The organism is Spirosoma fluviale (assembly GCF_900230225.1).
Taxonomy (GTDB): domain Bacteria; phylum Bacteroidota; class Bacteroidia; order Cytophagales; family Spirosomataceae; genus Spirosoma; species Spirosoma fluviale.
The window spans coordinates 634,242-655,318 of the sequence record NZ_OCNH01000003.1 but is presented as its reverse complement, the minus strand read 5'-3'; the positions used below and the strand labels follow the sequence as shown (position 1 = coordinate 655,318).

The 21,077-nt window shown below is 49.5% G+C and carries 19 protein-coding genes and 1 pseudogene; 13 read left to right on the top strand and 7 right to left on the bottom strand.

Annotation, left to right across the window (positions count from 1 at the left end; genetic code table 11):
* Position 1 precedes the first annotated feature (1 nt).
* The 3 genes from CRO74_RS18885 to CRO74_RS31335 form a co-directional block, all read right to left on the bottom strand.
* Positions 2-1,096: a FecR family protein gene (locus CRO74_RS18885; protein WP_097127870.1), complete on the bottom strand. Its 1,095-nt coding sequence runs from the start codon at positions 1,094-1,096 to the stop codon at positions 2-4.
* Between the two features lie 58 nt (positions 1,097-1,154).
* Entirely contained in the window at positions 1,155-1,793 is a 639-nt protein-coding gene (locus tag CRO74_RS18880; RefSeq protein ID WP_097127869.1) for an RNA polymerase sigma factor, read from the bottom strand.
* Between the two features lie 326 nt (positions 1,794-2,119).
* Positions 2,120-2,281, bottom strand: coding sequence for a glycosyl hydrolase (locus CRO74_RS31335; protein ID WP_144035948.1), 162 nt, complete (start codon positions 2,279-2,281; stop codon positions 2,120-2,122).
* Between the two features lie 146 nt (positions 2,282-2,427).
* Here CRO74_RS31335 and CRO74_RS18875 point away from each other — a divergent pair, with 146 nt between their 5' ends.
* Positions 2,428-4,344, top strand: coding sequence for a hypothetical protein (locus CRO74_RS18875; RefSeq protein WP_144035947.1), 1,917 nt, complete (start codon positions 2,428-2,430; stop codon positions 4,342-4,344).
* Positions 4,345-4,515: 171 nt separating this feature from the next.
* On the opposite strand, the gene CRO74_RS18870 is transcribed toward CRO74_RS18875, so the two are convergent.
* The 3 genes and pseudogenes from CRO74_RS18870 to CRO74_RS18860 form a co-directional block, all read right to left on the bottom strand.
* A complete protein-coding gene (locus CRO74_RS18870; protein ID WP_097127865.1) occupies positions 4,516-6,192 on the bottom strand; it encodes a RagB/SusD family nutrient uptake outer membrane protein in 1,677 nt (558 codons plus the stop codon).
* Between the two features lie 57 nt (positions 6,193-6,249).
* Positions 6,250-9,219: pseudogene (locus CRO74_RS18865) on the bottom strand (SusC/RagA family TonB-linked outer membrane protein).
* Between the two features lie 393 nt (positions 9,220-9,612).
* On the bottom strand, positions 9,613-10,731 hold the full coding sequence (locus CRO74_RS18860) for a tetratricopeptide repeat protein (RefSeq protein ID WP_097127863.1): 1,119 nt from the start codon (positions 10,729-10,731) through the stop codon (positions 9,613-9,615).
* 99 nt (positions 10,732-10,830) lie between these two features.
* On the opposite strand from CRO74_RS18860, the gene CRO74_RS18855 reads away from it, so the two are divergent.
* From CRO74_RS18855 to CRO74_RS18800, 12 genes are all read left to right on the top strand, one after another.
* Positions 10,831-12,072, top strand: a complete 1,242-nt coding sequence (locus CRO74_RS18855) for a M16 family metallopeptidase (protein WP_097127861.1) — start codon at positions 10,831-10,833, stop codon at positions 12,070-12,072.
* Positions 12,073-12,090: 18 nt separating this feature from the next.
* A complete protein-coding gene (locus CRO74_RS18850; RefSeq protein WP_097127860.1) occupies positions 12,091-12,444 on the top strand; it encodes a nucleotidyltransferase domain-containing protein in 354 nt (117 codons plus the stop codon).
* A complete protein-coding gene (locus CRO74_RS18845; protein WP_097127858.1) occupies positions 12,441-12,770 on the top strand; it encodes a HEPN domain-containing protein in 330 nt (109 codons plus the stop codon). The genes CRO74_RS18850 and CRO74_RS18845 overlap by 4 nt, the downstream gene beginning before the upstream one ends.
* A gap of 55 nt (positions 12,771-12,825) precedes the next feature.
* The gene (ispF, locus tag CRO74_RS18840; protein ID WP_097127857.1) at positions 12,826-13,305 is read left to right on the top strand and encodes a 2-C-methyl-D-erythritol 2,4-cyclodiphosphate synthase; all 480 of its coding nucleotides are present in this window, start codon (positions 12,826-12,828) and stop codon (positions 13,303-13,305) included.
* Between the two features lie 33 nt (positions 13,306-13,338).
* Positions 13,339-14,466 carry an amidohydrolase family protein gene (locus tag CRO74_RS18835; RefSeq protein WP_097127854.1) on the top strand — a complete coding sequence of 376 codons (1,128 nt, stop codon included), beginning with the start codon at positions 13,339-13,341 and terminating at the stop codon, positions 14,464-14,466.
* 74 nt (positions 14,467-14,540) lie between these two features.
* A complete protein-coding gene (locus tag CRO74_RS18830; RefSeq protein WP_097127852.1) occupies positions 14,541-15,641 on the top strand; it encodes a mandelate racemase/muconate lactonizing enzyme family protein in 1,101 nt (366 codons plus the stop codon).
* A 7-nt stretch (positions 15,642-15,648) separates the two neighbouring features.
* Positions 15,649-16,203, top strand: coding sequence for a GNAT family N-acetyltransferase (locus tag CRO74_RS18825; protein WP_097127851.1), 555 nt, complete (start codon positions 15,649-15,651; stop codon positions 16,201-16,203).
* Positions 16,204-16,342: 139 nt separating this feature from the next.
* A complete protein-coding gene (locus tag CRO74_RS18820) occupies positions 16,343-16,984 on the top strand; it encodes a cysteine hydrolase family protein (RefSeq protein WP_097127849.1) in 642 nt (213 codons plus the stop codon).
* Between the two features lie 121 nt (positions 16,985-17,105).
* Positions 17,106-18,152: an aminopeptidase gene (locus CRO74_RS18815; protein ID WP_097127847.1), complete on the top strand. Its 1,047-nt coding sequence runs from the start codon at positions 17,106-17,108 to the stop codon at positions 18,150-18,152.
* 36 nt (positions 18,153-18,188) lie between these two features.
* Positions 18,189-18,980 carry a DUF3108 domain-containing protein gene (locus CRO74_RS18810; protein ID WP_097127846.1) on the top strand — a complete coding sequence of 264 codons (792 nt, stop codon included), beginning with the start codon at positions 18,189-18,191 and terminating at the stop codon, positions 18,978-18,980.
* 178 nt (positions 18,981-19,158) lie between these two features.
* Positions 19,159-19,707 carry a hypothetical protein gene (locus tag CRO74_RS18805; protein ID WP_097127844.1) on the top strand — a complete coding sequence of 183 codons (549 nt, stop codon included), beginning with the start codon at positions 19,159-19,161 and terminating at the stop codon, positions 19,705-19,707.
* A 107-nt stretch (positions 19,708-19,814) separates the two neighbouring features.
* Positions 19,815-20,681 (top strand): DUF5694 domain-containing protein, encoded by an 867-nt coding sequence (locus CRO74_RS18800; RefSeq protein WP_097127842.1) that lies wholly within the window; start codon positions 19,815-19,817, stop codon positions 20,679-20,681.
* A gap of 27 nt (positions 20,682-20,708) precedes the next feature.
* Here the strand turns inward: CRO74_RS18800 and CRO74_RS18795 are convergent, their stop codons facing one another.
* Complete coding sequence (locus tag CRO74_RS18795; protein WP_097127840.1) at positions 20,709-21,047, bottom strand: thioredoxin domain-containing protein; 339 nt, start codon at positions 21,045-21,047, stop codon at positions 20,709-20,711.
* Positions 21,048-21,077 lie beyond the last annotated feature (30 nt).

Here is a 21,077-nt window from a genome sequence, read left to right as displayed (position 1 = left end):
ATTATGGATTACCGTTGTTTTTGCGTTCGATAATCACCTGTGTATCAATGATCTGGTACGAAACGCCCACTGTTTTACAAATCACATCCAGTTTTTCGTACAACGACTCGTCCTCCAGGCTCACCGTCAGGGTTCGACTGGCGAACAGGGTTTCATCATAGACGATATCCACCCCGTAGGCTTTTTCCAGCACGGCAAACACCGCACCGATGGGTGTGTTGTCGAAGTTGAAGGACGGTTGTTCGGCGGGCGTGGCAAGCAATACGGGTTGTTCGACCAGGGTTTTCTGGAGCTGCGCTTCCTGCCGCGAGAAAACGGCCTGCTGATTGGGGGTAAGCACGACACCGTTGGGCTGTGTTGTTGCCGGACTGGATTCAAAATCGTTCCGGGCAAATACCGAAACACGACCTGTACGAACCGCAACAACCACTTTAGGGGCATTGGCGTAGGCTTTTATCCGAAAACTTGTTCCCAGTACCTTCGTTACCGTTTCGTTGGCATACACCAAAAAAGGCTGGTCAGGGTTTTTGGTTACCTCGAAAAAGGCTTCTCCACTCAGATAAACGACCCGCTGTCGACCATCGAACGTTCGGGGGTAGGTCAGGCGGCTGTCTTTGGCCAGGCTTACCACCGTGCCATCGTGTAAATGAATCCGGATCGTATTTTCTGTGCGGTTTACTTCTTCGAGCAGCCGTTCATTGGTGCTAAACTTTGACAAAACCAGGGATGGATTTGTCGTCGATTGATTGAATTGCCACCACAGGCCCGCACCCAGCAACAGCAACAAGCTAACCGAAGCCGCCACTTGCCAACGGCCCCAGGGTTGCCAGCCTATTCGTCGGACGGGGATAATACGAGCCTGAATGTTTCGCCAGATAACGGGAGCCAGGTCGTTGTCGGTAGCCGAAGCTGGGTTGTTTTTCAATTCAACAACCAGCGCCCTGGCAGCCAGCAGTTTATCGGTTTGCTGAGGATGGCTGGCAATGTATTTTTCCCAGAATTCGCGATGTGGCGAATCGGGCTCCAGCACCCAGTGCTGAAACGTTTCATCAAAGGCAAAGTCCTCGATTTCGTAGCTTGAGAAGTCCCTTAACATGGTTGAGCGTGTTGTCTGCTACCCAGTGTTAAATACCTCCTCTTTTAATCCATTTTTTTCAAAGAATTTTAAAAAACTGATAAATGCTCCATACAGGTGGCAACAAGCTAATCAATTGGAGGGTATGGCGTAACGTTTTAAGTCCCGTATAAATAAACTTACAGGCCGACTGATAATTGACGCCCATAACCTGGGCCACTTCTTCGTTGCTGAGTTCCTCAAAATACCGCAAATGAATGGCTTCCTGCTGTCGTTTGGGTAACAGTTTAAGGGCTGCGGCCAACAGATGGCCCTGGCTGCGTACTGTTTCCTGCTGAAGCAACTGGCTTTCGCCATTTTCATAATCAGTCACAAACTTGGTTTCTTCCAGTGTCTCCGTTGGCGTGTACTGAAGATACCGAATAAGTTTGTAGCGGAGTGATTTTAGTAAGTAGTGCTTGGCAGACGCCACCTGACTGGCGTTTTCCCGGCTGTCCCACAACTCGACAAAAAGATCCTGAATACAATCCTGAATCAGGCTTCTGTCGCTGGTGATTTTAGACCCGTACTGAATCAGATGCTGGATATTTTGCTGGTACAAAAACTCAAACGCTTCGCGGTTTCCCTGCTTGAAGGCCTGCCATACCTGTGCATCATTGGCCCAGCGTTCGGCATCGGGCAATGACATCAATGGTTTGGTTTGTTTGAAGACGTTCATTGCGGTAAGGGTAATGGCTTAGTCGAATTTGATGACCAGGTTGGCTCCTTTTGTTTTCAATGTCACTTTTTGCCGGATGGTTCTGCCCTGATGAGTTACCCGAATGTCGGGAAGCCTGAACGCGGGTTTTACGTTTTACTAGTTCCCAGTGTCAAAAAGCCCTTCTTTTAATTCATTTTTTTCAAAGAATTTTTAAAAAAGTTAAAACATAGTTGAAAAAGAATTGATTGGCTGTCTTTTCATAAGTGTACGGTATTTTAACAGGATCAGGGGATGTTTCACTAAGTAATCTCATAAAATACTGTATTTACAGTATGCACGAGCCTTTATTTCAGCGGATTCACGTTGCCTGGGGTTGATGAAATACCGTCTTTCGTTACGTTACCGTTCACCCAGTGCCACCAAACACGGGGGCGGGCACTGTTGGATAGGTTTTGAAAGTTGGTTACTAAAGCATCCAGCCGCCCAACATCCAGGAAGCTACGCATTAGTATCACCGCAACAATCACGTATCATCTATAGATCAGGTATTTCAGCTAAAAAATACGTGAAAATCCCCGTTGCGGCAGAGTATTATGTCCACTAGTTTCGACGAGAGGCCGAAGGCTTTACCTAACCTTCGGTCAGAATGACTATGGATGACGTGTTCAATTATGAATCTATACAGATGATAGGAGCAGATGCACCTAAACATGTAGATGTGCAGACTGACGGAACAATTATCCGGACTTCGGTTCCGGATGATAAAGTAAAACAGGTTATTGTCACCATTCATGGTGTCGGTGATCAACACACGTTCGCCACTCTTCAGTCAGTAGTTAATCAGTTTTGTCAGGTCTTTGGCGAAACAACAGCCATTCCTCTAGGAAGTTTCCACACCGGTCATTCAACTTTTTCTGTACAGCCACCTTATCCAGCCAAGCGGTTTGAACATATGGCTTTTGCTGAGGTCTATGGGGCAAAAGTACCACGAGATGTTGTTACCGATCAATACACGCTGGAAGAAGCCAAGCGGTGGGCGAACACCATCGTGGAACGACTACGGTTGCGATGGAAACAGGAGAAGGATAAAGATTCAGGAAAAGATTGTAAGACCCATTGCAACGAAGCTGATTTTACGTTGTTGAAACTGATCTTTCGTGAAATGATTCAAACGATTGCTGTGCTGGAAAGACTTTGTTTCTTAGCTGAAAAGGCCGGCCTATTTACGTTTGACTTGGGAAAATTACTTAATGATTACCTGGGGGATGTACAGCTTGTCGCTGAATTCAGCATACAACGGCAAAAAATTCTAGATACTTTTTCTTCTGTAATGAAAAGTGTTCACGAGACTTACCCCAAATCGGATATTCATCTGGTGGCCCATAGCGAAGGCACCGTTATCGCTTTTTTAGGGTTGCTACAAGCATTGCGCGAGCCTACTTCATCACCTTGGATCAATAATGTTCGTGGCTTTATGACTTTAGGTTCACCATTAGATAAACACATGATTCTCTGGCCGGAACTGTTTGAGTCAAAAATGCCTGCACCGAAGATCACCCTGAGTAAGAAGATAGAATGGCGAAATTATTATGACCGCGGTGACCCGATTGGATTTGAACTTAACGATACCCGTGATTGGCTCAACCATCGTGGGTTTGAGCATCTATTTAATTTTAAAGAAGAACACGATTTTGGCTTCATACGTTATCCGTTTCCAGGAAAAGCCCACGTTGACTACTGGGACGACAATGCTGTTTTTGGACATTTCATCGAATCCGTAATTAATAAACCGGATGCGTCTAAGAGTAGCAATACATCCGACGGCATTCTGTCCAAATTTTCAAAGCCACCAAAGGATATCAAATGGACAAAATGGTTGAGTCGAATCCTGCCTTATTTGGGAATCGGACTCATCTTGTTTACTGTCGACTATTTTCTCATCAGGGCAGTGTTTGAATACATAGATCCCAAGCGAACACATTATGGCAGTAGAGGTGAACGATTTATTTTTTACAATGTATTAGGTGCCACGTTATTACTATACGGAGTTACTGTTACCAGCCGAATTCCCCGATTAACGCGGATCAATATGTGGCGAGTAGGCGCATTGGGTATTTATTTCTTTTGTGCTATGCTTTTCCTTTTTGTTGTACCTGAAGATGACCTTCCACAGAAGAAACTTAAATACATACTTGATAATGCATTAGGCTTTATTACTCCTACGGGCAGTGTGCATGTCATAGCCATTACTACAATGGTTACTATCGTTTATTATGTGAGCAAGAAATGGCCATCAACCGGCGTAATTCCTCTCATTGTATTAGGTACATTAACCATTGTAGGAATGATTTACGGGCATATTGAATCGTACGAGTCTATTGACGACGAGTCTGTTATATGGCCTTTACTCATAACTGCCGCAGGTTTCCTGTATGTCTGGTGGTTGACAGCTCTGTTATTCGATCTGGTTTTTATTTGGCACATATATATTGGCCAATCGGTGGCCTTAAAGCGAATGGATGAGGTGATACGATCAACGGCCAGAAAGGAAACAAGTACCGTAACTTAATTTGGTAGCTTGCCATTCAGTGAACAGGGTGGGCTACCCCAGGGGTCGCAGCGTTCCAGCTCTGTGCGGCCTCTGGGGTAACCCACCCTGTTTTACTTGCGCTTGACTCAACCGGATTGCCGGCAAGGCTCTAACCTTTGCACAGATCATGGAAATCCATGCGGTTCATACTTAATAGCTCTCGTTCTGCTTTAGATAGCCGGGCAGGTTAGACGCTCCGTCGATAGCGGTTTGCGGAATGGGGAACACCCGCTTAAACTTATCGGTATTGGTCTTTTCTGTCCAGCTACCTTCATATTTACCGAAACGGATCATATCGGTCCGGCGCACCATTTCCCAGTACAGCTCGAAGCCCCGTTCACGCAACAGCAGATCGAGGTTCATGGCCGTCAGGGCGGGGGCAGGCGTTGAGGATTTGCGCGATGCCCGCACCAGATTTACGTCAGCCAGCGCACTGGCGACATCATTACTTTTGCGAAGTTTGGCCTCCGCCCGCATCAGATATACATCGGCTAAACGCACAATGGAAATATCGGCATCGCCCAGATTCCTACCCGACTGCGATTTTTTGCTGAATTCGTACTTCAATACCCGGTAACCGGTGTTGTAATTACTACCCGCCACCGAGAAATCAACCTGCTCGCTAAAGTCAACGGCTAGCGTGGGCCGGTTACGGGTCACGCTAAAGAGCTTACCCACTTTGTAATTGCTACCACAACGCACGAAAGCACCATTAACCCGCAACAAACCATACTGTTGTCCGCGTAAAATACCCCGATTGAAATTGAAATTAGCGTCGCTGATGCACGAATCGGCCGGAATAGTCCAGTTCTGTTTGAAAAAGCGGGGGTCTGTACCAGCCGGGTCAAGTGGAGCGTAGGCCGATGTCCAGCTGCGGTAAAAATCAGGGGTGATGGCTGGCCCATCGGTACCATTGGCAGCGGGGAATGCTGGCAGCGGAAACTGGTCGCCAGACAGGGAGAAGTACGCCAGACGGTTGTGTCCGTTCAGTTCGGCGCGTTGGTCAACCGCAAAAATCAACTCTTTGTTATCATGGTTGTCGGAGTTAAAAATCGAGAAATAATCGTTCGACAACTGGTACTGACCTGACGCAATGATCTTATCTGTATACTCGACTACCTTGTCCATATCTTCTGATTTGAAGCTAAAGCTGGCTGCGTACCGGTCGCGATACACCGCGGCATTCAGATACAGCCGCGCCAGCAGACCCCATACAGCTCCTTTGGTCAGGCGTCCGGGGCCAACCGTAGTCAGCAGATTGGGTTCAACGGCCAGAAACTCGTTTTTCACATACTCGTAAGCCGGTTCGCCCCTGAGCACTTGCGAAATACCCTGTGGGTCCTCTTTTACGAATACCACGCCAAACAAATCCAGCAGTACCATGTTGTAGTACGCCCGCATACCCCGCGCTTCGGCCAGGTAGGTTTTGGCATTCGGGTCATTCACGGTGGGCAGCGCACTCATAGCCGAAACCGCCCTTGATACCTCCTGCGTCAATAACAACCAGGTACTGCGCAGGTTAGGATCTGTGCTGGTATGCGTATGCTGGTGCATGGCGGTATAAATACCGTTATCGCCCCAGTCAGTACCACCCCGATAGGGCAGGATGGCTTCGTCGGTAGAAATTTCCTGAATGGTAAAATAGTTCGTATGGTTAAAAATGTCAACCAGACGGGCATATACCGGAGCAATGTTACCATCTGCAAGTTGCTTGTCGGTCTGGCCGGTAACCGACGACTCGTCCAGCACCTGCTCGACCAAGTTCGTACAGCTATCCAGAAAAAGCAGGCTGAGGATGGCCAGCGTGCTGAGAAATATCTTTTTCATAGTATAATGCATTGTTTATCAGAGAGCTTACTGACGTCTACTGATCAATGATACATGTTAAAAGGTGAGATTTAAGCCAAACACAAACGAACGCGCCTTGGGATAGCTGAGGTAGTCGATCCCGTACGACGAGATCCCATTAACCGTCCGGTCGATGTTTACTTCGGGGTCATACCCCTTGTACTTCGTGATAACAAACAGGTTCTGACCCGTTACCGACAGCCGGATATTAGAGATCCAGCGGTTCATTCCAATAGTACGGGGGCTCAGGTTATACCCCAACGACAGGTTATTGAGTCGGAAGAAAGCACCGTCGGTCAGGAAGCGTGTTGACACGGGAGCCGGGTTATTGATCGACTCATTCGATTCACCAACTGCCTCGACCGGGCCGTTCAGCCCTTTTACCAGCCGTGCTTTATAGAAGAAAGCGTTGGCCGTGTTGTCGTAGAGTTTGTTGCCCGATACCCCGTTAAAGTTGGCCGTCAGATCGAACCCTTTGTAAGCCGTGCTGAAATTGAGGTTAAACTGTCGGGTTGGCAAGGCACTTCCGGCCGCAATCCGGTCTTTATCTGTCCCGCCAATCCCATCACCATCGATATCACTGAAGCGGTTCACCCCTTTGTCGTCGACACCCTGATACTCACGCAGGAAGAATGTTCCGATGGGTTGTCCGTTCACGTAGCCGTTTACCGTGGCCGATGTTAAGCCAGGTCCCGATGCTGATCCTGACGTGATGACGGTGTAAGGCGAATTATTCACCACGTTTTTAATGAACGTGATGTTCCCTCCAATATCGAACCGGAACCCGCTGTTGGCCGTATACCGGTAGTTCAGGTCAAGTTCAAGACCCTGGTTGGTAATGCTCATATTCGGCACGTTGGTCCAGTAAGTAGCAGCGGGCTGAATCGGATCGGATGGAATTACTTCGAGTAGAATCTTGCCGGATACTTTGCGGAAGTAATCGACGGAACCCGTCAGCGCCCCCCGGAACAAACCAAAGTCCAGCCCTAAATCGGTTTGAGTCGACACCTCCCACTGAATGTCCGGATTGGCCAGACGAGTGTAGGTGGTACCCGCCGGATAGTTGGTCGACGCATCGAGCGGATAACTGGTTGACGCCGATACGTTCGACGTAAACAGGGCCTGTGTGATCTTCGACGGGATTTCCTGATTACCCGTTTGTCCCCAGCCTGCCCGCAGTTTCAGATCAGAGAATGGCCCCGATTTGAGGAACCCTTCCTCAGACAGCCGCCATCCACCCGAGAACGAGGGGAAGACACCATATTTGTTGTTTGCACCGAATTTACTCGAACCGTCGGCCCGCACCGTAGCCGTGAACAGATAGCGATCTTTGTAGGCGTAATTGACCCGCGAGAAGAACGACTGCAATTCATTGATAATTGCATAGCCGCCGGGCCGGTTGTTCTGCAGCGTCAGGTCTTGCCCCAGGCCGGGGTTATTGGCGGGCTCAATAGGCGATATTGGGAATTTGTTGATACTCCAGTTGCGGCCCTGTAGCGTAAATTTCTGATACGAATGCCCCAGCAAAGCGGTTAGGCTATGATCGGTCCAGTTTTTGGTGAACGTAAAGTAGTTTTCGATCAGCACGTTCCGGTTATTCAGATAGGTAGCGTCCAGACGGCCATCCTGCTGGGGTACCGTACTGGCCTACAACTGCTGATCGCGGGTGGAGCTGGAGTTATCGACACCCAAATTCAGCTTGTACACCAGCTCTTTGGTGATCTTATACGATGGCGATACCGAAGCCACAACCCGGTTGATGGTTGTTACATCCTTATTCAGGTCCAGCGCCAGCAATGGGTTGGTGAACGCTTGATAGCGAGCCGGATTCCCGTTGGCATCGCGAGACGGATACGTTGGATTGGCCGACAGGGCCGCTCCGATGATACCCTCGATGGGTGGGCGCTCGTTGATCGTTTGCGAGGCTGTCATGTTCACATCCAGCACCAGCCGGTCTTCCAGAAACTTCTGCGACGCGTTGAAACGGGCGGTATACCGTTTGAGGCTGCTGTTCTTCAGGATACCCTGCTGGTCCTGCACCCCAATCGAACCATAATACGTCAGTCGATCGGCGCCACCGCCAAACGATAAATTGTGATTTTGCGTAATAGCCGTCCGGCTGATTTCGCGCTGCCAGTCTGTCGAGGCTTTCTGATCATCGACCACCCCCCCTATACTCGCCACCTGCTTTTTGTACTCATCAGCGGAGAACAGCGGAAGAGGACGGGCCATGTTCGAGATGCCTATATTTGACGAAAGAGTGAGGTTTGTAGCACCCGCTTTGCCTTTCTTGGTGGTGATCAGGATCACACCGTTAGCACCCCGCGCCCCGTAGATAGCCGTGGCAGAGGCATCTTTCAGCACGTCGATGGATTCGATGTCCTGCGGATTCAGAAAGTTAAGCGGATTTGTAGCGCCACCCGTACTTGAGTTGTCGAGAGCAATACCGTCCAGTACGAAGAGCGGGGTACTACCTGTCCGAACGCCACCCGGCCCACGTACCGTAATATTTTGCACGCCACCCGGCTCACCACTGGCCGAAGTAACGTTTACACCGGCTACTTTGCCCTGCAAAAGCTGTTCGGGGGAGTTGATGATGCCCCGGTTAAAGTCAGCACTTTTAATTGTTTTGAGCGATCCGGTCACGTCTTTCTTGGTGGTGGTACCGTACCCGATAACAACAACCTGCGACAGCTCCGAAGCCGATGCTTTCAACGACACATTGATAACCGTTTGATTACCAACCGGCACATCCTGCGAAATGAAGCCGATAAACCCGAATACCAGTATAGAATTACCATCGGGCACCACGATTTTGTAGTTCCCGCTGGCATCTGTGGTTGTGCCCTTCTGCGTACCTTTCAGCACAACATTACAACCCGCGAGGGCTTCGTTGGTAGTGGCATCGGTAACTCGGCCGCTGATCGTTATATCGGCCGTCGGTTTTTCATCTATACCATAAAATCCGGCATTTATAGCCAGAGCAGGCCGTTCGGCATACGTCATCAATGAGCTGAATGCCAGCACACAACACAACAGAAACCGCCATCTGGTAGTTGAGGGCGGTGAAGAGGGGTAAAAAAATGTCATAGTGTTGGTAGTTAATATGTGAGCGCAAAAATCCTTCTATTAATTAATTTTTTCAACTTAGGGGATAAGCATAAAAAAAATTTAAAATACTCACCTATCGTCACACTTATACCTTTATTGAGTACATACGTCCCATAAAAGGCGCTTAATGAGCAGAAAACGCACTTTTAGGCAGGAAACTCCCTATACGATACCCATATTACAAGAACAGGTCCACCAGACTTTGTTGAGCTGATGGACCTGCTACATTACGGTAATGTTATATCGCTTGATTTCCGGTTTAATCCGTACAGATATGAACTCCTGAATCTATCCTTTGTACGCTTTCGCTTCGCGGATCAGGGCTTTGTACTGGGCTATGGTAAGTGCTTTCCGGTAGTAGATCCTAGCCCGGTTCTTATCGTTGCTGCGGGCGGCAATCCGTGCCAGACCGGCATAGGCAAAGGCATGGTACTCTTTGGTGTACGGCTCGTTGAACGGCAGCCGAAGGGCCATTTCGTAGGCTTCAGCCGCTTCTTTATCGTTTTTATCCGCATACTCAGCCAGCATTCCAGTGAAGGTATGGACAGCCATGGGAACCAGCTTATTTGGTGAATGCTTTAACCGCTGCACATACGGGCGAGCTTCGGCGTATCGGCCCACCAGCAGGAGTGATTCGGCCCCAAGCATCCCAAACAAGGGATTGTTCGGGTATTTATCGGCCAGGAATTTGGCATAACCCACCGCCCGACCGGGGCTCATCTCATGTTTCAATAAAACATGCGCCAAATAGTAATTGGCTACCGGACGCATGAACACCGCTTTTTTAGCAGCTACATCCATCTGTTGTAATCCTTTCGCCATATCGCCGGACTCAAAGAAAACCAGAAACGGCTTTACAATGGAATGATCCATCGGGTAGCGTTCTATGTAGTAGTTATAAAGCCCGGTTGTGAAGTAGAAATCAGGATTCTTATTCATCAGTACAAACCCATCCCGAAGGTAGTTATACGCCTTTTTCGACTCGCCGACGGCTTTCAGCAATTCGTTTTTATTGTGATAAAGTGAAGCCATGTAGCTGTGCGCCGTCAGAGCGAAAAACACACCTTCTGGGTCGTTCTCGTCTTTCTCAAGCATTTTTTTTGCCAGCGCCAGCCCCTGATCGACGGCCTGCGTAAACTGGGCCGAAGCCGCCTTGTTTTCATAAATCGGCAGGTAGCGTAACTCCAGTTCGGTAGCCCGCAAAATAGGCCCGATCGGGTGCTGCGGAAAACGACTCTGGAGTTGCCGGATCTGCACATCCGCTTCGGCAAAATCGAGATTATAAATGTTGTCGAGCGTTTTCTGAACCGTTTGCTGAATGGCCGGATCGGTCAGCACCTGCGCCGGAGCCGTAAGGGAAAGGACCAGACTGCTTAAAAGGAGAAGCGTATTTTTTAGAATGGACAAAGTGTTTGATGAAATTACGTCGTTTGATTCTATACGCCCAGAACCTTACTTTTGTTCAATACGTAGTACGTAGATAAGACTACAAGGAACCGCTTTTCGATGATTCATTACGAAAAATTTGTATTAGATAATGGCCTTCAGGTATTCGTTCATGAAGACGAATCGACCCCTATGGCGGCCGTTAATATATTGTATAATGTAGGCTCCCGCGATGAAGACCCAGCCAAAACAGGCTTTGCGCACCTCTTCGAACACCTGATGTTTGGTGGGTCGCGGCACATTCCCAGCTACGACGAACCCCTGCAAAAAGTGGGGGGCGAAAATAATGCGTTCACCAGCCCCGACATTACCAACTATTACATTACCCTTCCGGCGGCTAATCTGGAAACGGCCTTCTGGCTAGAATCGGACCGGATGCTGGGCCTTTCCTTCGACCCGCAGGTGTTGGACGTTCAGCAGAAAGTGGTCATCGAAGAGTTCAAGCAGCGGTATCTGAACCAGCCCTACGGCGATGTCTGGCTGAAACTCCGGCCGCTGGCCTACCAGCAACACCCTTACCGCTGGGCAACCATTGGCAAGGATATCAGTCACATCGAAAACGCTACGCTGGACGATGTGAAATCATTTTTCTTCAAATATTATCTGCCCAACAACGCCATTCTGGTCGTAGCCGGCAACGTTACCGTTGAGCAGGTGAAGCAGTTGTGCGCCAAGTGGTTCGCTTCTATTGAGGCTGGTGATCCGTATGTTCGTCAACTTCCGGCAGAGCCAACCCAAACAGAGGCCCGCAAGCTGGAAACATCGGCCAAAGTACCGCTGAACGGCCTGTATAAAGCCTACCACATGCCGGGCCGATTCGACACCGATTTCTATTCGGCCGATCTGATGGGCGATATTCTGGGCCGCAGCAAATCGTCGCGTCTGTATCAGCAATTACTCCGGACGAATCCGCTATTCAGCAGCATCAACGCTTATATTACCGCTTCCGTCGACCCCGGCCTGCTGGTTATTCAGGGTAATCTTAACAAAGGCGTTTCGCTGGAAGAAGCCGATGCCGCCGTGGAATCGGTGGTACAGGAGTTCATCGATCAGGCCGTACCGGCAGATGAACTGGCGAAGGTAAAAAATCAGGCTGAAGCGACGCTCGCCTTCTCGGAAGTTGAGTTGCTGAACCGCGCCATGAATCTCGCCTACGCAGCCAACGCGGGCGATCCGGATTTTGTGAATCAGGAAGCCGAACAGATTCAGGCCGTCACGCCGGATTCGATTCAGAAAATGGCCCGTCAGGTACTCCGGAAAGACAACTGTTCGACACTCTATTACCGGCAGGCAGAAGCCTGATCAAGCCGAAAAATCATCATGGAAACGACCTATCAACCCAAAGCACTTTCTCCCGATGAGCTTCAGGCGTTATCGCAGGAAGTAAAGCAGGCACTTACCGAGCTGTACGGCGAGCGGCTTGCCCAGGTGATTTTGTTCGGGTCATATTCCAGGGGTGATTTCCAGCCCGAGTCGGATGTCGATTATATGGTGGTGCTGACTGACGAAGAGGTGAAAGCGGGGAGGGAGATTTGGTTTTTTGGAGGAACGGCCAGCGATCTGACAGACAAATTCAATGTATTTGTTTCTTTCAAACCGACGTCAATAAGAAAGTACCTCTCATCAGATCTGCTTTTCTATCATAACGTACGTCGGGAAGGTAAAACGATATGAGCACAGTTGGGAGTTATATTCTGATTGCACAAGATTGTTCGGAAGAAGCAATTATTCTTTACCAAAATGAGAAATTTCGGGGTACTTGTGGCAGAGCTTACTATGCTTACTTTGATGCGGTTCGCGCCTTACTAGCCACAAAAGGTATCATAACTAAATCGCATGCTGCCGCACGTGGGCTATTCAGCGCCCACTTCGTAAAGGAAGGCCCATTTGTTAAACAAGACTCAACATTCCTAAACGAATTATTTGAGTTACGCCAAACAGGTGAGTATGATCCAGATGAAGATATTTCGAAAAATATACTCGCAAAGCTATTGACATAGCTTCCGAATTTCTGCTTCAAGTCGAAGCTTACCTCCGCGAAAACGGATTTACTTCATGAAAATACGAGTAGGACAGGGATACGACGTACACCGGCTGGAAGAGGGCCGCGTCTTTTGGCTGGGTGGCATCCAGATTCCAAGTACATTCGGCCCGGTGGGCCATTCCGACGCCGATGTGGTATGCCACGTGCTCTGCGATGCCCTGCTGGGTGCTGCCAACATGCGAAACATCGGCTACCATTTTTCGGATAAAGACCCGCGCTGGAAAGGCGTCGACAGTAAACTCCTGCTGGCCGAAGTACTGCGGATGGTGCGGGAAGCAGGCTACGAAATTTCCAACGTCGATGTGACAGTGGTGTTGCAGGAGCCGAAGCTCAATCCACACATCCCCGCCATGAAAGCCTGCCTGGCGGTGGTAATGGCCATTCCCGAAGAAGATATTTCGATCAAAGCCACCACCTCCGAACACATTGGCTTTGTTGGCCGGGGCGAAGGTATTGCGGCTCATTGTGTGGCGCTTATCTTTAAGGATTAGTTTTAATCACAACCTGTCAACGACAATTCGTCTATGAAGTCATTGATTTACCTTCCCGCCTTTCTGTTGGCTGGCTTAGTTGCCTATGGGCAGTCCAAACCAGCTCAACCCGACCTGCCGCTGGGCTTCGAAGAATATGACCCCGTTTCGACCCTGAAAGTGCCAGAGCATAAGTTGACCCGCTCGAAATACCCGTTTATCGATGTCCACAATCACCAGTGGGATATGGACAAGGCGAACCTGAAGCCACTCCTGGTCCAAATGGACAGCCTCAACATGGGCATCATGATCAACCTCAGCGGTCGGGGCTGGGGCAGCGTGGCGCAGGGAACGCAGTTTTTCGATAATGCGATGGCGAATGCGGCCAAAGCGGCCCCCAAACGACTGGCGATGTTCACCAACCTTAACTTCGACGAGATTGGCCGGAAAGGCTGGACGGAAGATGCCGTTAAATTACTCGAAGAAGACGTAAAAAAAGGTGCCCGTGGCCTCAAGATCTTCAAGAACCTGGGCCTCAACAACAAAGATGAATCAGGGCAACGCGTGCGAGTCGATGATCCGCGACTTGACCCGATCTGGGCCAAATGTGGCGAACTGGGCGTTCCCGTGCTGATTCATACCGCCGACCCCAAGTCGTTCTGGGACCCGATGGACCGCTACAACGAACGCTGGCTCGAACTCAAATTACACGGCGGTCGTCGACGGTCACCCAACGACCCCGTCCCCTGGGAACAGCTCATTGCCGAGCAGCATAATGTCTTTCGGAAGCATCCCAAAACCACCTTTATTGCCGCTCACATGGGCTGGTACCCTAACGACCTGAACAAACTCGACAGCCTGATGACGGTTTTCCCGAATATGAACGTTGAGATTGGGGCCGTCATTGCCGAACTGGGCCGCCAGCCACGCGCCAGCCGGAAATTCTTCGAGAAATACCAGGACCGGATTCTGTTCGGGAAAGACAGCTGGGTACCGTCCGAATACGCCACCTATTTCCGCGTTCTTGAAAGCGATGACGAGTATTTCCCCTACCACAAAAAGTACCACGCTTTCTGGCGGATGTACGGCATGGGATTGCCGGACGAAATCCTGAAAAAAGTGTATTACAAAAACGCGCTTCGGATCGTGCCAGGTCTGGACAAGAGCCAGTTTCCAAAATAATGTCTGGGCCAAGCTCCAGCTTGGCCCATGATAAAAATTCATATGGCCAAGCTGGAGCTTGGCCCAGACATTAAATGAAAATCACCCAAATTTCCCTTTACCAGTACGACATTCCGCTTAAAGCACCCATTGCCATCTCGCTCGGCACCATCGAGAACGCCCGGAATATTCTGGTCGAGATACAGACCGACGAAAGCATTACGGGCTGGGGCGAAGGCTCTCCCTTCTGGATGATCGTTGGCGAAACGCAGGCGTCTTCACTGGCCGCTGCCGATGATATGGCCAGGCTCCTGATCGGGCGTGACCCGCTCGATATTGAGGGTTGCCTGACGGCCATTACCCGCTACCTGCCCGGTCACCCCACCACCCGCTCGGCCTTCGACATGGCGTTGTATGACCTTGCCGCCAAAACGGCCCGGATGCCGCTCTACCAGTTTCTGGGGGGCTCCAGGAAGACGCTCGTAACCGACGAAACCATCTACATCAACACGCCGGAACGTATGGTGGAAGATGCGCTACGGATTCAGGAGAAGGGAGCGGAAGCCATTAAAGTTAAATTGGGCACCAACCTCCGCGACGACATTGCCCGTATAAAAGCCATCCGCGACGCCATTGGCGATGCCATACCCATCCGTACCGATGCCAACCAGGGCTGGGATGTGGTAACGGCGACCGGCGTGTTACGCGCCATCGGCGACTGGAACGTGCAGTATTGCGAGCAGCCCATCAAACGGCACGACATTGCCGGATTGCGGCAGATTCGGCAGAAAACGACCGTACCCATCATGGCCGACGAAAGCCTGTTCGACTCGGTCGATGCCATCCGGTTGGTGCGGGAGGAAGCGGTCGATTATTTCAATATCAAGCTCTCCAAAAGTGGCGGCATTTTCGACGCGCTCAAGATAAACGCCATTGGCGAAGCCGCCGGAATTCCGTGTATGATTGGGTGTATGTCGGAGTCGAGGCTGGCGCTGACGGCCAACGCCCATTTTGCCACGGCCCGCCAAAATATTCGTTTCTACGACCTGGATGCCTGTTTTGAACATGCCGACGATCCGGTATACGGCGGTATCACGTACAACGGCTACCAGATCGAACTGCCCGACGCGCCGGGAATCGGAGCCGAAATAGACTCCGCTTTTCTGGCAAAATTACCGTGCAAAACCATTTCCTGACGCTTTCATGCTGACCATCACCACCGTTCAGTCGGCCACCGATGTGCAGGGTATCCTCGATCTGCAACAGGCCAATCTTCGAAAAAATGTACCCATCGACGTGCAACTCGATCAGGGATTTGTCACGGTTGAGCATGACCCGGCCGTACTGACCCGCATGAATCAGGCGGCCCCCAGCATCATTGCCAAAGACGGCGATAAGGTCGTCGGTTACGCCCTGACGATGCTTCCCGAGTTTGGCAGCGACATTCCGGAACTGCTCCCCCTTTTCGCCCTCATCAACTCGCTCACGTATCAGCACAAACCCCTGAGTGAATATCCATATTACGTCATGGGGCAGATTTGCGTGGCCGACGGCTACCGGGGGCAGCGGGTGTTCGACCGGATGTACCAGCATCACCGGGATGTGTACGTCGACCGTTTCCGGCTGCTGATCACGGACATTTCGGCGAATAATGCCCGTTCGTTAAAAGCTCATAGCCGGGTTGGCTTTGAGAACATCCACGAGTTTCACGATTCAGCCCTTGGCGAAACTTGGATTGTGGTAGTGTGGAATTGGTAAAAGCGTATCTACGTACCCACGGGCTTCAGCCCGTGTTTTACTTCAATACAAACACGGGCTGAAGCCCGTGGGTACGTAAGTGGAGTAAACGGCAGGCTTACCGAGCTTTTGGACGTAATCAACTTAAACCAAAAACGCTATGAATCCGCAAAAAACAGCCGTTGTTCTGATTGAATATCAGAACGATTTCACCTCACCGGGCGGTAGTCTGCACGATGCCGTGAAAGGAGTTATGGACTCATCGAACATGCTGAACAATACCCTCGATCTGGTTGCCAAAGCCCGCGAGGCCGGAGCGGTCATTATCCACTCGCCCATTAGCTTTCAGGAAGGTTATTTCGAGATTACGAAGCATCCGTACGGCATTTTAAAGGGCGTAGTCGATAGCCAATCGTTTCGGAAAGGCTCATGGGGTGTTGAGATTATCGACTCGCTGGCCCCTCAACCCGGCGATATCATCCTGGAAGGCAAACGCGGTTTGGACGCCTTCGCCAGTACGAACCTCGACTTTATCCTTCGCAGTAAAGGCATTGAAACCATCGCGCTGAGCGGCTTCCTGACCAACTGCTGCGTGGAGTCGACCATGCGGTCCGGTTATGAGAAAGGGTTCGAGGTGATTACCCTAACCGACTGTACGGCCACCCTCAGCGAAGAGGAACAGGCCTTTGCCTGCGCCAAAAACTTCCCGATGTTCTCAAAACCCATGACGCACACGCAGTTTCTGGACGAACTGACAGGAGAGACGGTTCAGGAAGTCGAAACACGGGGTTATTCTGCTTAAATACACCTTATTGTTCAAAGTCATGTGAACTGTCAAACCTATAAGGTCTCAAAGACCTTATAGGTTTTTTTATATGGCATGGGCTCATTTTTTATACTTTTGTATTGAATTATTCCAACCCATGATCAAAAAAATTGCTCTTGTCTTTGTAGGGGTTCTGCTTGTGGTAGTTGTCTGGCAATGGGAGCTGGTTAGCTACGGCTGGATGCAGGCGAAGGGACAGGTGCAACTTTTATGGAATACCAAACCCGTAGCCGATGTACTAGCAGACCCGGCTTACCCTGATTCGACAAAACAAAAAATAAAACTAATCCGAGAAATCAAGCGTTTTGCCATCGACTCGCTCGGGCTGGATAAATCGGGCAGTTACGAATCGTTTTACGATCAGAAGGGGAAGCCGATCCTGTGGGTAGTTACAGCTGCAGAACCGTACCAACTCATTGCAAAACAGTGGCATTTTCCCATAATCGGTACGTTTTCGTACAAAGGTTTTTTCGAGAAAGACCGGGCTGATTCGGTTAAAGTGGAGTTGCAACGGGCGGGGTTCGATACGCGTATCGGTGAAGTATCGGCCTGGTCGACATTAGGATTTTTAAATGACCCGATCCTGTCCAGCTTTCTGAATAGGCCCGTTGGGAGCCTGGCCGAATTGATTATACATGAACTGACACACGGCACCTTATTTATCAAAAACAGCCTTGAATACAACGAAAACCTGGCTGATTTTGTGGGTGAATACGGCGCGTTGCGGTTTCTGGGGCAGAAATACGGTGTAAATTCTGTACCCTACCGGGACTATTTAGCCACAAAAATGTTTTACGACAAGTACGATGAACATATATTGCACGGCACCCGAATGCTCGACAGTTTGTACAGAACCTTTAAACCAACCACGCCAACGATAGTCAAAGATTCGTTGAAGTGGCAAACCATCCGGCAAATCGTTGTCTCGTCGGACACGATCAGCGATCAACGGACGGAAAAACGGGTACGCTCAGTAAAAAAGCAGGCATCCGAAAAACTAAACTTACCGAATAATGCGTATTTCATTGGTTATCTGACCTATCGAAAACAGCAGAATCGGTTTCGGCAGGAATTTGAGAGTCGGTTTGGCGGGGATTTCAAACGGTATCTAGCTTACCTGAAACAAACCTATCCATCGTTATAATCATAAACAAAGCCCGGCAGTTGGGCGGTTGTTCGCATGAAGAAGTTAGTAATCAGCATCGGTATTTTATCTGCTCTAAGCGCGGGCTTTGTGGCTATGAATGCCTATCGTCGCGTACACAATACCAGTTTTGGTCCGGGCGAACACCTGGAGTATCGGGTACACTATGGGTTCATCAACGCAGCGGAGGCCGTGGTGGACGTTAGCCCAACGCTTTACAAAGTCAACGAACGCCCCTGTTACCGCGTCAATGTAGATGCCCGAACACTGGGTGCCTTCGACCTCGTGACGCGCATACGCGACACCTGGCGGTCGTACATCGACACCTCGGCCATTCTGCCACAGAAATTCTATACCAACTTACAGGAAAACAGCTATCGGAAGGAAGAAAACATCACGTTCAACCACGAAGCGAACACGGTGAAAGCCGAAGAACGCACCGAGAAAGACGTTTTTAAAGTACCCGATAATGTACATGACCTCATCAGCGGGTACTATTTCCTTCGCACCATTGATTTTAGTAAACTGAGTAGTGGACAGGTTATTGAAGTACCCGCCTTCTACGACGATACCATCTACAACATGAAGGTACGCTACCGGGGCAAAGACGTTGTCAAGACGAAGCAGGGAAAGATCAATGTCATTAAGCTGAATCCGGTTCTACCACAGAATAAACTTATTAAGGAAGAGGAATCCATCCGTATCTTCGTTTCGGACGATGCCAATAAAGTGCCCATTAAGGTAGAGGTCGACTTTTTTGTCGGCTCCATGGAAATGGATCTTAAGCGCGACGGGGGCTTAAAGCAGCCGCTACGGTATTATAAATAGAGATAGTCCGTCTTGATAAAAGCGGGGTGCTACAGTATAGACTTGTAGCACCCCGTTTTTATTTTGTAGCATCAGATGATAGCTCCAATGGCCAGGAAGTATTTTTGAGACCATTGGGTAACTATGGCTTCTTGTGTTAGCCTAACGGATTACATTCGTCGTTCAGTTGAAAAACGTTATGAAAACAACTTACTTATTCCTTTTCTTCCTGGCTGTGACGCTTAACACCAGCGGCCAGAATTTCTTCAGCACGGGCAGGCGAACATCCGGCTACGTCAACATCAGCGAATTTGGCTATGCACCCAGCATTGACGGACGTGCCGGAGCCATTACTGTCTCAACGATCAATGGCTATAAACCAAACGATCACTTCTCAGCAGGCCTGGGCGTTTCGTATACACGATTCAGTAATGGCCCGACTGATATTGTTAATTTCCTGCCAATTTTCGCTGACTTACGAACTTACATCGGTGGACGAACAGCCCTGATGCTGGTGGGCGATATTGGCTACGGACTATTGCTTGATAAGCGCATCGGTAATAAAGGAGACTTATACATAAACCCGGCAATCGGCATTCGTACCTACGTTGCCGAAAAATCAGCACTTGTGTTCAGCGTTGGTTATTTATCACAGTACGTACTGAATCAGGCGGTTTATAATGGTGACCGATACGATCGGTCGGAACACTCCGACAATGTGAGCATAAAACTCGGGTTTCTTTTTTGACGCCCTTTTCCTGCCCAAACAGTCATTAATAACCAATTATCACTCGCCTTACCACCTGACCAGGTACGCTGTTGACCTCTCCTCAGACTTAGCACCTTACTCACTATATGACTCATTTGTACCCTAAGTTTCTCCTCTTTATCCTATCTAGCTTGCTGGTTATCAATGGAAACTCCCAAAACCGACCTTCGGTACAGGTCATGCTCGTGGGCTTCGATCATCTTAGCCAACTGTACAATCAACAGCCCAAATCCGATGTGTACAGTGCAAAAAAACAAGCGGAGATCAACCAGCTTACTACCTGTTTTCAGTCGTATGCCCCCGATATGATTATGGTTGAAGTCGACCCCAGCGAACAGCCGCAAATCGACAGTTTATATGCTCTTTATTTAGCGGGAAAATTGACGCTAAACGACCTGCCTTCGGGACGTAGCGAGACCTATCAGATTGGCTTTGCGCTGGCCAAACGCCTGAAGCATAAACGTATTTATTGCGTGGATCATTACGAGGCAACATCTCAGTCGCTATTGACCGAAGGAACCAATATTGATCTTTACAAGCAGGCGCTGCAACAGTTTCAGGGCCTTGCCCGTCCGCTAAAAAAGCAGGTTCAACAAGACAGCTTATCGGTGTACGAGTACATCCGTAAGCTCAATCAACCAGACATGATCACGCTTACGCATCGCCTGTTTTACAACTTACCGGCCCTGGTAGTTGATGGGGAGTTTTCCAAAACAGCAACGAACACCATGAATGTCAGCCATATTGATAAACGCTACATCGGTGCCGAATTTATCAGTCTGTTCTACAATCGAAACCTGAAAATTTACAGCAACGCCCTGATCAGCCAGCGTCAGTACCAGGGCAAAAAACTGCTGTTGATCTTTGGGCAACCGCATGTTGGCGTGCTGCAGGAACTCTTCAGAGAAAACCCGAATTACAGCCTGGTATCGCCCCTGAACTATTGCAAATAGCCAATTCTCCTAATTGGGCTGGTTCTGTTACCCCGACCAAGGCATCATGGCGTAAGTCCTGGGCAAACCAAGAATCGAAATAGCTACCTGATTTCGTTCATCCAACAGGTTTTTATGCCGCGTATGGAGAATGCACGACAGCCGAATACTATCTGCATACTGGGTCTGTAATTCCTCCAAAAATTGATGTGTCGTTTGACAGGGTGCACAATGTGGGTCGGTGACAACTACAATCTGAAACGGAGCATTGGTAGAACCAACAGAAATATCGTTGTCCACTTCCTGAAACTGAACGGCAGACTGGTTATTTAATAAGGCACCGAAAATAGTCTCACCCCGACGTAGTTTACCTAACTGAGTGCGCAATGGCTTCACCTTGGCAGAGACTGTCAGAAG